The sequence below is a fragment of the Streptomyces apocyni genome (genome assembly GCF_009739465.1).
Taxonomy (GTDB): Bacteria; Actinomycetota; Actinomycetes; order Streptomycetales; family Streptomycetaceae; genus Streptomyces; species Streptomyces apocyni.
This window is the reverse complement of record NZ_WHOM01000039.1, coordinates 81,706-93,847: the sequence shown is the minus strand read 5'-3', so window position 1 is coordinate 93,847 and position 12,142 is coordinate 81,706. Positions and strand designations below refer to the sequence as shown.

Annotated in this window: 12 protein-coding genes; 1 reads left to right on the top strand and 11 read right to left on the bottom strand. The window is 72.1% G+C overall.

Annotated features, from left to right (window positions below):
* Nucleotides 1-9: 9 nt before the first annotated feature.
* Nucleotides 10-609 carry a flavodoxin family protein gene (locus tag GCN81_RS06495; RefSeq protein ID WP_156722589.1) on the bottom strand — a complete coding sequence of 200 codons (600 nt, stop codon included), beginning with the start codon at nt 607-609 and terminating at the stop codon, nt 10-12.
* Between the two features lie 108 nt (nt 610-717).
* On the opposite strand from GCN81_RS06495, the gene GCN81_RS06490 reads away from it, so the two are divergent.
* Entirely contained in the window at nt 718-1,068 is a 351-nt protein-coding gene (locus tag GCN81_RS06490) for a MerR family transcriptional regulator (protein ID WP_156722587.1), read from the top strand.
* Nucleotides 1,069-1,072: 4 nt separating this feature from the next.
* On the opposite strand, the gene GCN81_RS06485 is transcribed toward GCN81_RS06490, so the two are convergent.
* Genes GCN81_RS06485 through GCN81_RS06440 form a run of 10 tightly spaced genes read right to left on the bottom strand, consistent with a single transcriptional unit; the run spans nt 1,073 to nt 11,929 of the window.
* Complete coding sequence (locus GCN81_RS06485) at nt 1,073-1,723, bottom strand: maleylpyruvate isomerase N-terminal domain-containing protein (RefSeq protein ID WP_156722585.1); 651 nt, start codon at nt 1,721-1,723, stop codon at nt 1,073-1,075.
* Between the two features lie 39 nt (nt 1,724-1,762).
* Complete coding sequence (locus GCN81_RS06480) at nt 1,763-2,362, bottom strand: hypothetical protein (protein WP_156722584.1); 600 nt, start codon at nt 2,360-2,362, stop codon at nt 1,763-1,765.
* Nucleotides 2,363-2,412: 50 nt separating this feature from the next.
* Nucleotides 2,413-3,225: an FkbM family methyltransferase gene (locus GCN81_RS06475; RefSeq protein WP_156722582.1), complete on the bottom strand. Its 813-nt coding sequence runs from the start codon at nt 3,223-3,225 to the stop codon at nt 2,413-2,415.
* Nucleotides 3,222-3,482, bottom strand: a complete 261-nt coding sequence (locus GCN81_RS06470) for a Trm112 family protein (protein WP_156722580.1) — start codon at nt 3,480-3,482, stop codon at nt 3,222-3,224. Before GCN81_RS06470 ends, GCN81_RS06475 begins: the two co-directional genes overlap by 4 nt.
* A complete protein-coding gene (locus GCN81_RS06465; protein WP_156722578.1) occupies nt 3,472-4,380 on the bottom strand; it encodes a DMT family protein in 909 nt (302 codons plus the stop codon). Before GCN81_RS06465 ends, GCN81_RS06470 begins: the two co-directional genes overlap by 11 nt.
* 14 nt (nt 4,381-4,394) lie before the next feature.
* Nucleotides 4,395-5,126 (bottom strand): class I SAM-dependent methyltransferase, encoded by a 732-nt coding sequence (locus GCN81_RS06460; RefSeq protein ID WP_156722577.1) that lies wholly within the window; start codon nt 5,124-5,126, stop codon nt 4,395-4,397.
* Nucleotides 5,123-6,511, bottom strand: coding sequence for a condensation protein (locus tag GCN81_RS06455; RefSeq protein ID WP_156722575.1), 1,389 nt, complete (start codon nt 6,509-6,511; stop codon nt 5,123-5,125). The genes GCN81_RS06460 and GCN81_RS06455 overlap by 4 nt, the downstream gene beginning before the upstream one ends.
* The gene (locus tag GCN81_RS06450) at nt 6,508-6,693 is read right to left on the bottom strand and encodes a hypothetical protein (RefSeq protein ID WP_156722574.1); all 186 of its coding nucleotides are present in this window, start codon (nt 6,691-6,693) and stop codon (nt 6,508-6,510) included. The genes GCN81_RS06455 and GCN81_RS06450 overlap by 4 nt, the downstream gene beginning before the upstream one ends.
* Entirely contained in the window at nt 6,690-11,261 is a 4,572-nt protein-coding gene (locus GCN81_RS06445) for an alpha-(1->3)-arabinofuranosyltransferase (protein WP_156722875.1), read from the bottom strand. The genes GCN81_RS06450 and GCN81_RS06445 overlap by 4 nt, the downstream gene beginning before the upstream one ends.
* Complete coding sequence (locus GCN81_RS06440) at nt 11,258-11,929, bottom strand: class I SAM-dependent methyltransferase (RefSeq protein WP_156722873.1); 672 nt, start codon at nt 11,927-11,929, stop codon at nt 11,258-11,260. Before GCN81_RS06440 ends, GCN81_RS06445 begins: the two co-directional genes overlap by 4 nt.
* Nucleotides 11,930-12,142 lie beyond the last annotated feature (213 nt).

The following is a 12,142-nucleotide window of genomic DNA, read 5'->3' as shown; positions in this document are numbered from 1 at the left end:
ACGTACTCCTCACTGTTCGTGCGGGAACCGGGCGAGCGGGGTGTCACGCTGGAAGAACGTCTTGGCGTGCAGCGCCGCCCGCTCGTCGTCGCGCACCTGGCCCGGCCGGGAGCCGTTGCCGAACAACACCCCACCGAACCGCATCCGAAGGTACGCCGCCGAGTGGTTCAGCGTGGTCACCAGGGCCTCACCGACGACCGGGTTCGGGTCCGCCATGACCGTAACGCCCCACAGGGTCCGGCCCGCCATCCGCTCCTTAAAGTCCGATCCTGGCGCGGTCAGCCAGCCCGACCAGTAGTCGAGGTAGCGCTTGGTCTGCGCGGACAGGGAGTACCAGTACAGCGGCGAGGCGATGACGATGTCGGTGGCCTCCAGCGTGGCCTGCCGCAACGTCTCCTCGTGCTCCCCGCCCGACCAGCCGCCGCTCTCGTGCCGCCCGTCCTGGAAGTCGGGCAGCGGCAGGGCGGTCAGATCCAGCCAGCGCTGCGGTATGTCCGTGGGCAGCTGCTCGGCGGCGGCCCGGGCGAGTATCTCGGTGTTGCCGTCGGGGCGGGAGCTGCCCAGGACGAAGAGGAAGGAGCGGTCGGTGGAGGCAGGAGAAGAGGGCATGGCTCGTTCACTCCATGAGTGCGGATCTGGTGCGGAATGCTTGCTCGTGGAGTGACGTTAAAGCCTCACATCAGTGAGAAGGTCAACCATCACAGGGGGCGGAGTCAGATGCTGATAGGGGAGTTGTCCCGGCGTACGGGGGTGAGCCCGCGGTTGCTGCGCTACTACGAGGAGCAGGGGCTGTTGAAGGCGGGACGCGCGCCGAACGGCTACCGCGACTACGCCGATGAGACGGTGCTCACCGTGCGGCACGTCCGCACCCTGCTGGACGCCGGCCTCTCCACGGAGGTGATCCGTACGGTGTTGCCGTGTTTCCGGGGTGAGCAGCAGGGGTTCGGCTTCGACTGGTGCGCGGATCTGCGGGCCCTGTTGGCCCGGGAGTTGGCCGCGACGGACGAGCGTATCGACGGCCTGCGGCGCAACCGCGAGGCCTTGGCCGGATTCCTGGCGAAGCCCTGACGACTCACCCTCGTGGCGCGCCGTACCAGCGCCAGCGGGTCACCCGCGAGCGGCCCGGCAGGTCGGCGCGGCCCGTGCACCACAGCAGGGTCGGCCAAGGGGCCGTGTCCTGAGGGGCGTCGGGGAAGAGGCGGTGCAGGGCGCGGGCGCAGAGGTCGGCGGGGGGCGTCCAGTCAAGGCCGAGGCCGGTGGCCAGATCGTGGGTGTGGACGAGGGTCTCGACCACACCCATCGCGGCGAAGCCCGCCGGGTCCGAGACCCCGAAGCTGTGGAAGGCGCGGGTCTCCGGTGGCGTCGTACGGACCATCGCCACCAGCAGCGCGCCGCTCGCCTCCAGGACGCGCAGCAGCCCGGCGGGGCCCGCCGACCGGTCCGCGTGGACGGCGTTCTCCGGCCCACCAGGCCTGCGCGACTCCCAGATGAAGGGGACATGACCGTCCAACGGGGGCACCTTGGGGCCCAGTTGGGCGGCGTAGGCGAACAGGTCGTCGGCCAGGTGCTCGACCGTCTCCCAGCAGGACCACTCCACCGAACCCGCCGCCGCGTCCCAGCCGGTGGCAGGTGCCTCGCGGAGGGTTCCGACGGCTAGGTGGACGGCGAGATCCACGTCGTCGGCGGTGACGGGCAGCGGAGGTCGCTCGGTGGTGGGAGACATGGCCGGACCGTACCGTGCATGGGTGCGGCAGGGCACCCGCTATTCGCCCAGGCAGGACACCCGCTGGAGGAGCCCCCAAGTGAACTCCACTACACAGTCGCGCAGTTCGCCCGTCGGCGCCTCCGGTGCGGTGACGCGTAGCCGCCACCGGGTCGGGGCCGTGCCCTCCATCGGGCGGGCCGGGGGGAAGGCGCGGGCCACCTCGTCGACCGTGCAGGACCAGGGGCGCAGGTCGGTCAGGGACTCCAGCCTGGGGGCCTGCGCACCCGGAGCGCGCACCAGCCACGCGTTCCACACCGTGCGGTCCGGGGAGAGCAGCACCTCGAAGCGCAAGTCAGGCCAGAGCGGGAGCGGCCACAGCAGAGCCTCACAGTCCAGGTCGCCGATGCGGCGGCGGAGGGTCGACTCCGGTGGGCCGAGGATCGAGCGGTACCGGGATGCCGCGGCTCGTGCGCGGGGCGAGCGGGTCATCGCCTGCCAGCGGCGATTCGCCTCGCGCATCTCGGCGACGGACGCGCCGAGTTCACGGCGGGCGTCCTCGACGAGGTCGGCGTGGTGGTCGGCCATGCGGCGCAGCAGGACCAGTTGGAAGTCGCGAGGCGTGAAGGGAGCCGTGGTGTGTTCGGGCATGAGGCCCATGGTGGTGCCCGGCCGCCACCACGGCGACTCACCTCACAGCCCGATGGGTGTCATGGTTGCCTGTGTGACGTGGCGGTGTCGCACGGCCCGGCCTTCGCGGTGCCCGGGCGGCGGCCGTCCGGGAGGAAGAGGACCGAGTTGACATAGCGCGGGCCCCGGAAGGGAAGGACCCGGCGCAGCAGGCCGCGGGTCACCACATGGGCCGTACGGGACTGGTGGGATTCCAGGTCGAAGTCGTCCAGCGGGACCCAGCTGGCAGCGGGCAGCACCCAGCCGCGGTAGCCGTGCTCGGCGAGCAGGTCGAGTACGGGAGCCATCGGCTGGATACGGGCCTCCAGCTCGACAATCAGGGCCGGACGGTCCCGGTCCAGGAGCTGGGCGGCCCCGCGTAACACCGGCAGTTCGTTACCGTCCACGTCGATCTTGATGAAGTCGACGTCACGCAGGTCGAGTCCGTCCAGCGTCAGGCACGGGACGTCCACGGCCCGTGCGTGGATATCCCGGCGTACCAGCGAGGACACGCCGCGCTCTCCCCGGTCGCCCGCTGGCAGCCACAGCCGCGCGGTGCCGGTCTGGTCCGACGCCGCCGCCTGGATGACCCGGACGTTGTGCGGCACCGCGGCCCGCAGGGTGCGGGCCAGGCGGGGTACCGGCTCCACCGTGACCACGCGGCGGGCGCGCCGGGCCAGCCGACGGGACCAGGGTCCGTACCAGCCGCCGACGTCGATCGCCGTCCCGCAGTTCGGCGGGCAGATCTCGGCGAGACGGGCCAACTCCGGTTCGAAGCGCGGGTAGAGTAACGCGGCCGCCGCGCCGACCAGCCGCGGCGGCAGCAGAGGTGCGATGCGTGCGGCGACCGTCATGAGAGCTCCGTCTCGGCGCCCTCTCCCGTAGATTGCTCGGATTGCTCGGCGCCTTCGATCCGCTTCAGCAGCCGCTCGTGCTCGTCACCCTCGACCTGCTCGCCGGAAGACGGCAGCAGCTGGGGTATGCCGTCGATGATCGGATAGCGGCGGCGCAGCCGGGGGTTGTAGAGGATGTCCTCCGGTGTGAGGAGATGCAGGGCGCCCTTGTCCAGCGGGCAGGCCAGGATCTTCAGCAGCGGGTCGTCAGGATTCATGGCTGGTCAGCTCCTTGGTGGGTGGGTCAGATTGAGGGGGGTCGTGCCGGGGCAGCGCGAGCAGCACCGACACCGCCAGCGCCGTTCCCGCGAGCCGCAGCGTGAGCCGCAGCGGCTCCTCGGGCAGCGGCTCGCCGAAGGCCAGCGTGCCGAGCACGGCGGTGAACAGGGCGGTGACCGTCGTACAGACGGGCACGATCAGCGAGGCGCGGGAGCGTTGCAGGGCGGCCTGCGACATGATCAGCCCGAACACCCCGGTGAACAGCAGGAGATACGGGTACGGGGACGCCAGAAGGTCGCGGACCGCGCCGCCGATGTCGGACGTCGTCAGATGACTGGACACGCCCTTGATGGCGAGCGAACTCACCCCGTACAACAGGCCGACGGCGACCCCGTACTCGACCCCGCTGGACGGCAGCCGGTGCCGGTGCCGTGAGCGGCGCTCGGCCGCCCCGTACAGCCACAGGCCCGCGGCCAGCGACGGCACGCAGATCAGCAGGATCAGGCCGGTCGGCGCGTGCTGACTGACCGTGTCCGCGTCCTCGCGCAGCGAGAGGACGACCATCAGCAGCGCGGTCAGGATCGCCCCGATCGCGTACTTCTCGCGGCCCGACGTCCGCTCGCCGAGCAGCCGGGACGACAGCAGGACGAGCAGCACCAGACCCGAGACGAAGATGCCCTGCGCGGCCGCGATCGGCAGCGTCCGGTACACGGCGAGCTGCGCCCCGAATCCGGCGGCCAACGCCAGCGACCCGCCGATCCACAGCGGGGTCCGCAGGACATGCCTGAGCAGCGTCAGCGGGCGCCGCGTGGACAGCGAAGGCAGCGTGGACAGCGCCCGCTTCTCCAGGACGAAGCCCACGCTGTACAGCGTGTTCGCCAGCAGGGCGGCCGCCACACCCCACCACACCGTCAGGTCCTGCGGGCGTGGACGAGCAGGATCGAGGCGGCACTTGGTCGGACGCAGGCCAGCCGGTCCAGGGCGCGCAGCGGACGCGGCACCCCGTGAAAGGGCGCCCCCGCGACGCGTACCACCTCGAATCCCGACGCGGTGAGGAACTCGCGCAGCGCACGGGCCGTGTAGAGCCGCAGGTGGCCGACCACCTCGGTGCCCGGGCGGCCGTGGATGCCGCGCAGGCTGACCTCCGAGAAGACCGGCTGCACCCCGGCGAGCAGCAGGGCACGGTTGTACCAGGCGGCCAGGTTCGGCGTGGACAGCATCAGGTGGCCCTTCGGCCGCAGGACGCGGCGCAGCTCGTCCAGGGCGCTGTCCGGGTCGACCAGGTGCTCGATGACCTCGCTGAACAGCACCGCGTCGGCCGAACCGTCCGCCAACGGCAGCCCGCCGTCGGTCAGTTCACCCCGTACGACATGGGTCATGTGCCGCTGGGCCCGCTTCAGCGCGTCCTGTGACCAGTCGACGCCGATCACGCGGTGGCCCGCGAGCAGCGGCGCCGCGGTCCTGGCCGCGGTGCCGTCACCGCAGCCGACGTCCAGGACGGTGGCGGGCGTGGCGCCAGCCGGGCCGAGTGCCCGGGCCAGCATCTGGGCCTGGCGGAGGCTGCGGGCGTCGCCCGACGCGACGGGTACGGCCGGGTCCTCGTAGAAGTCCCGCAGTCCGTTCCTGGGGAGTGTGGTGGTCATGGGGTCCCCTCGGCCAGAAGCTCGGTGGCATGCAGATAGTGCTCGAACAGATCGCGCAGCCGTGCCCCGTCGGCTTCCCCGAGGAGCCGCCTGGACCAGCGCAGGGCCAGGTGCAGCCGTCCGTCGGTGGACGTGCTGGTCACCGCGAGTCCACGTGGCAGCCGGGCGGGTGCGGCGAACCACACCGCCGTCGCCCGGCCCGCCGTCTCGCCGAAGTCCATCGGGTACGGCATCCTGCCGATGTTGCTGAGCAGGGTCGTCGACGCCCAGGGGCCCGCCGCCCTGCGCAGGCCCCGGGTGAACGCGGCCCGCCAGGCGACGGGCAGCACCGGCGCGGTGAGCAGCGCGGCACCGTACCCGAGTTGGGGGCGGGGGGCGGCTTTGAGGGCGCGGGTGCGCTCGGTGGTGCGCCGCAGCAGCTCCCTGACCTGGTCAGCGGAGACGGTGTCGGTGCTGGTGCTGGTGCTGGTGCTGGTGGCGGGTGCCAGCGCCAGCTCGTCGGCGGTGTACGGGACTTCGACCAGCCGGGTGCCGTTGCCGATGGGCATATCGACGCCCCGGCTGCGGTCGTCGACCGGCATCGTGATCCGCATCGGCCCGGTCGGGCGGCCGTGCTCGCGGTTCCAGTGCGCGATCATCAGCGCGGTGGCGACCATCAGCTGGTCGTTGACGGTGTACGGGACGCCCTTCGGGCGGCGCGGCACCGGCAGGTCCACCAGCAGCATGCGGTTGCCCGGCGTGCCCTCGGGGGTGCCGGGGGCCACATGCGCGGGCCTGGACCAGCCGCTGGGCATCGCCACCGGGTCCCGGCCGGGCTCGGACGCGGCGGCCGGACGGGACCGGGGCGCGGCGGGCGCGTTGTCCCGGCCGCCGTAGATCTCGGCGGCGGTGGCCAGGACGCGCATACAGGCCGGGCCGTCCATCGCGGTGTGATGGATCACCAGGATCAGGACGCAGCCGCCCGGGTCGGCTGGGTCGGCTGAGTTCTGGACCAGTTCCAGCCGGACGGGCGGCGAGGCCGAAAGGGACGGCGCCTCGGTCAGTGAGCGCTCACGGGCCAGGCGCAGGGCGTCGGGTCCGGCGGGCGGGACGTGCACCGGGTCCACGTCGGGGGTGCCGGTCAGCTCCCACTCGTACCGCCTGCGGTACCAGCGGCCCGGAACCTCCCGCATCAGCGCGCGGGGGTGCCGGGCGAGTGCCTCGTTGAAGGCCGCGCGCAGCCGCGCCGGGTCCAGGCGGCCCGGCAGATGCACCTCTATGTGGATGGTCTCCGGCTCCTCGTCCTGAAGACAGTGCCGGGACACCTCGTCGACTACGGGAAACGGCACCCGCGCCCCGGGCACCGGAGTGCCAGGGCGCGGGGCCGACTGCTGTACGGCTGTCACTGACGCGCCTCCCCGCGCGGGACGGTGCGGGAGTGGCGCACGGGCCGCCCGCCCCGTCCGGCCCGGTCCGTTGGACAGGTCCAGGTCTCCACCGTGCCCGGTATGGGCCGTCCGGCCCAGCCGGTGCGCAGGGGTGACCGGAAGTCCGGGGCGGGGCGGGCGGAGCGGGCGGGTCCGGTCACGGGGCGTTACCTTCCCTCGGGTCGTGGGGCGGGGTGTCGGACGGGCCCTGGTCGGACTCGGCCGGGGCGGCCGCGGCGGACGGGGATTCCCCCTGGTCGGGCTTGCGCAGCGAGAAGCTGGTCGTCGCCGGATCGTCCGGTGCCGAGGCCGGTTCCGGAGTCGGCTGCGGTGCCGGTTCCGGAGCCGGTTGCGGTACGGACGGGCCCGGGCCCGCGGCCTCGCGGCTCGTCGCACCCTCGGCCGGAACCTGCGGCCCGGGCCGCGGCGGTGCCGTACCCGGACCAGCCGCCGGGATCGTCCCCGGCGCGTACGGGCCAAGCGGCAGCGTGGCACCGGCCGGGACCGGCGTCACCGACGGAACCGGCGGCTCGGTCTCCCGGGCCTGGGACGACTCCTCGCGCCCGGTCACCAGCGCTGCGAACAGCGCCACCAGGGCCAGGACCTGAGCCACGGGCGAGAACGCGCCCTCGCCCTCGGACACCGTCTGCCCGGCACCGATCGCCGCGGCGATACCCGCACCGGCCATCGCCACCAGCGCGATCGGCACCAGCAGCGAACGCCGCCACCAGGCCACCACCGCGAGCGCCGGAACCAGCAGACCGAACGGCCCGGAGATCACGACGCCGATCACGGCGAGCGCCACGGTGCCCAGGATCAGCCCCGGAGCCGGAGCCACCGGCGACGGACCGTCCGTGTTCTCCTCGTCGCGGCGGTACAGCACCAGCCCCAGCAGGACCAGCAGCGCCACGCCACCACCGATCAGCCCAGCCTGGTACACCTGGGCGGGCCGGTACTCCAGCTTGACCGTGCCGCCCTCGCCCTCCGGGATCAGCCAGCCCTGCTGCCAGCCGTCGAGCCGCAGCGAGGTCAGCTCCTTGCCGTTCAGGGTGGCCTTCCAGCCGTCGTTGGCGTTCTCGTACATCGACAGATACGAGGCGTCGCCCGCGCCGACGGTCAGGGCGCGGCGGTCGCCCGCCCAGTCGCTGACCTTCACGTCACGGTCGGCGTTCGCGGTCGAGTCCGCGGTCGTGGAGCCGGAAGCCGTCTCCAGGCCCGCGCCCCGCGTCAGCGAGATGTCCGTGATCACCAGCGGGCCCTTGTCGGCCGCGTCCACCCGGTGGGTGTCCGCGCCGAGCTGGACCGTGCCGTCCGCCTCTTCGGTCGTGCACAGCGTCACGTCGATGGGCCTGCGCTGCGTCAGATCGCCCACCGTGCCCTTGGCGCTGGTGCTGTAGAGCTCGCCGCCGATGGCGACCTCCGGGCCCTCACCGCAGGCGAGTTCGAAGCTGCGTTCCGGGTCGGGCTGCGGGGTGCGGTGGTCGTTGCCCTCCTGCGAGAGCGCCGGGACGTGCACCAGGGTGAGGCCCACCGGCAGCTGCAACTCCTTGTCCGCCAGGGAGTTGTGCAGCGTCAGCGGTGCCGTCTTGGTGATCGTGATGTCCATCTGGTTGGTGGTGATCGGCTCGAAGCGCGCCATGCCGTTCTCGTCGACGCCCGCGGTGGTGGACCCGTCCGGGGAGCTGATCTTGATCTTCTCGGGCCGGGTCGACAGGCCCCCGGCCGCGGCGAAGACGATCTCGCCGACCGCCGTCTTGTCGGGCCAGCTCAGGTGCAGTACGGCACTGTCCCCGGCGATCCACGCGGTGGTCAGGTCACCATCGCTGAGGTTGCGCGGCGAGACGTTCGGGCCGAGTGGGGCCGTCGAGTCGGCGGTCACCTTGAGCTGCTTGCCGCTTTTGGTCTCGGGTGCCACGCGGTACAGCAGCTCGTCCAGCTCGTTGCCGGGCACCGCGATCGCGCTGCCCTTGAACGTGTACTCGCCGGACTCCTTGGTGGTGAACTGCCGGTGCAGGCCCATCTCGGCGGCGTTCGGGCCGAGGCCGCCCGGGTCGGCGGCGCGGTGCATCGAGTACATCGTCGACTTGGCCTTGACGTCCTCCGCGTCCTTGGGCAGTGCCAGTACGCGGTTCACCGTGACGCCCGGGATGGTGATCTCGGAGAACCCGGCGCCGGAGAGTCCGGGGCTCGCCTCCTCGACGTCCAGGATGGTGATCTTCAGCCACTTCGCTTCGCCCTTGGGCGCCTTGATCTCCTGCGGGGTGCCGTTCGGCAGCAGAACGCTGTCGACCTTCCCCCGGTCGGTCTCCACGCGCACCCTGGTGGGCGCGGCCCGCACCTGGTCCTGCGCCAGCGGCCGGACCGCGAGCGTGCCCGGGATCTCGGGCCTGTCCTTCTTGTCGAAGTCGACCCGCAGCCACTGGCCCTCCGGCTTGCCCGCCGAGCCCTCGGCCCAAGCGGTGTCGCCGTTGCCGTCGAAGGCGTTCACCGGGTCGTACTGCGGCAGATGGAACAGCCAGTTGCCGCTGGAGGACGCGGTCACCGACTTCGCACCGGCGATCACCGCCGTCGTCTGGTGCTCGACGCCCTTGCTCGGCAGGATCTGCAGCGGCTTCTCGCCGGGGTTCTGCAGGCTCCCGCTGTGGTTCTTCTCGTCGGGTGTGTAGGTGTACGACGTATTGGAGTTGACCAGGCCGAAGCGGGTGTCGGCGCGCCGCAGTCCGTCGCCCACGGCGAGCAGCGAAGGCGAACCGAGGCCCGGGTGGTTGTCCCCGGTGAGCACCACGGGACGGTTGCGCATCGCCGGGTCGGCGGACAGCGGAAGCAGCGCCTCCGGGCCACCGCTGACCACGGCCGTGTCGGCGACCGGCTGCACGCCGACCTGGCCGGGGCGGTGCGTCTGGTCGCTGGGCTGGTAGATCTCCACCGCCCGCTGCCTCGGGTACAGGCCCTCGACCTGGAGCGGCGTCTTGTCCGCGATCCGGCCGCCGGTCATCTCCGGGCCGAATCCGGTGACCCGCTCGTACCCGGAGGCCTCCAGGGTCCGCTTCACGGTCGTGGTGGGCACGTAGCCCACCTGGTCCGGGTCCAGGTCATTGCGTACGACGACGAAGTGCAGCCCGGAGCGGCTGAGGTAGTCCTGCAGGCCCGGCACCGTGCCACCGGTCAGCAGCGCCTGCTCGACGGCGTCCATGGCGCGCCGGTTGCCCGGGGTGCCGAAGGGAACGTAGTCGCGCTGTGCCCAGCGGGAGTCGGCGAGCACGTCGAGCGGCTGGTCGATGGGGGAGCCCCAGGTGTAGATGCCGTGCGCGGTGGCCGGGACCACCAGGGCGCGCGAGTCGGGGGAGTACTTCTCCAGCCAGCCCGCCGTGGTCTTCCAGTACTTGGGCAGCTCCTGGAAGGAACCCGGCTGCAGGATCGAGCCGTTGACATAGGGGAGCGCGAGCCCCGGTATCACCAGCAGCGCCGCGATCGCCGGGACGAAGCGGCGGCCGGGCACGGGGCGGGCACCGCGCCGCTCGGCGGCCACGGCCACCAGGTGGATCAGGCCGAAGGCGAGCGCCAGGGCGAGCCCGGTCTGGAACTTGTAGATGTTGCGGAACGGCACCAGCCAGCCGTCCAGCCAGTCCTGCACGGTCGAGTGGAAGAGTCCGCCGAAGGTGCCGCCGTATCCGGCGAGCGTGATCAGCGCGACCGTCGCGACGGTCAGCACCAGCCAGCGGCGCTCCGGCAGATCGCGCCGGGCCAGGCCCGCCAGGCCCAGCGCGGCGGCTATCGCGGAGCCCAGGATGGCCAGGGCGCCGGTGGCGACCGTCCAGCCCGCGGGCAGCCAGGCGTCGCCGAAGTGCAGATACGCCACCCAGTTGCCGGCGCCGCGCAGCGCTTCGGTCGCGGACATGGTGTCGGTCGTGGTCTGCGCGGACTCGACGTACGGCAGGAAGTTCTCGCCGTAGAGGCCCTGGAGCAGCAGCGGGACGACCCACCAGGCGGTCGCGAGCAGCACACCCGGCACCCACCAGATGATCAGCTTCCGCTTACGCGGACCACCCGGCCGGGACAGCAGATACAGCGCGACGGGCAGCAGGGACGCCAGCACCGAGGCCGCGTTGACACCGCCCATCAACGGGATCAGCGCGGCCGAGCGCAGCGCCGCGATCCGTGCGCTCACCTTGTCGTTGGTCAGCGGCAGCAGCACCCAGGGCAGCATCGCGCCGGGCAGCGCGGCCGCCGAGGTCGAGCCGACGACGATGGTGTACGTCGGCCACAGCGCGAACGCCGCGGCGCCCAGGAGGCGCGTGGCCGAGCTGCCGATGTTCAGCCGCTCGGCGAGGCGCATCGCCCCCCAGAACGCGGCCGCCACGATCAGCGACATCCACAGCCGCTCGGCCAGCCACACCGGCAGCGCCACCAGGTCGGCCAGCGCGTAGAACGGCAGCGAGGGGAAGGCGTAGCCGATGTACTGGTTGGTGAGCCCGCCGAATCCGCCCTGACTCTGCCAGAGCTGACCCAGCTCACTGAGGAACTTCCAGGGGTCGAGGGCCACCCCGAGCTTGGTCTCGAACGTCATCCGTCCCGGCGAGACCACCAGGAAGAGGACGAACACGACAGCCCAGAACCCCAGAAGCCACCGTCGGGACCGAGGTCCGTCAGGGGGCGGCCCCTGCGCGGGACCCCCCGTCGGAACCGGTGCCTGTGGTGGCAGCTGAGGGGTCGTCTGGACCGTGGTCATGGACACCGCCGAAGAATGAGAAGGAGATTCCAGGTCGCGAACTCGCGAAGACCCGGCACTTTGGTGACGGCACTGGCCAGGAACGGCCAGTAGCGGGAGCGTGCCGATACGACGGTGACGTCGTCGCGAGAGCGCACCTGACGCAGGGTGGGACCGATGTGTATGGCGTGCAGGTTCTCGCCGAGTGTGTGCTTGGCGGGCCGGCCGGTGCGTCGCTGGTAGCGGGCCACCGCCCGGTCGGCGCCGAGGTAGTGCCAGGGGGCCCACTCGTGGCCGCCCCATGGCGAGTACCAGTTGGTGAAGGAGACGTAGATCAGGCCGCCTGGCCGGGTGACCCGCACCATTTCGCTGAGGAAGGTCTGCGGGTCGTCCACATGCTCCAGGACGTTGGAGGAGAAGGAGACGTCGGCGACGCCGTCCGCGAGGGGCAGCAGATAGCCGTCGGCCAGGACGGCTCCGGTGCCGGGGCCGCTGCCCAGCTCCTGGACGTCCGGCTCGAACAGATAGCTCTGCGCGCCGCGGCGGCGGAACTCCTCGGTGAAGTAGCCGCCACCGCCGCCGATGTCGACGACGGTCTTCCCGGCCAGGGGCTCATGGCGTTCGACCTGGTCGGCGGCGTCCTGGGCGAGCAGCGTGTAGCAGTGCTGAGGGTCCTGCTGCTCGTTCATGAACGCGCGGAACAGCGCGACGGAGCGCCGTAGCGACGGGTCCTTGAATCGGCCGATGGCCCGCTCGGGGCGGGCCTTCGCGGTGGTGTTCGTCGGCCGCGGTCTGGCGCGGGAGGCGTCCGGGGCGGTCGCCGACGGCTGCCGCGCGGTGCGGGGCGCGGCGGGGGCGGCGGAGGCGGCTGGTTCGGCCGGGTGCGCGGTTCGCTCGGGGGT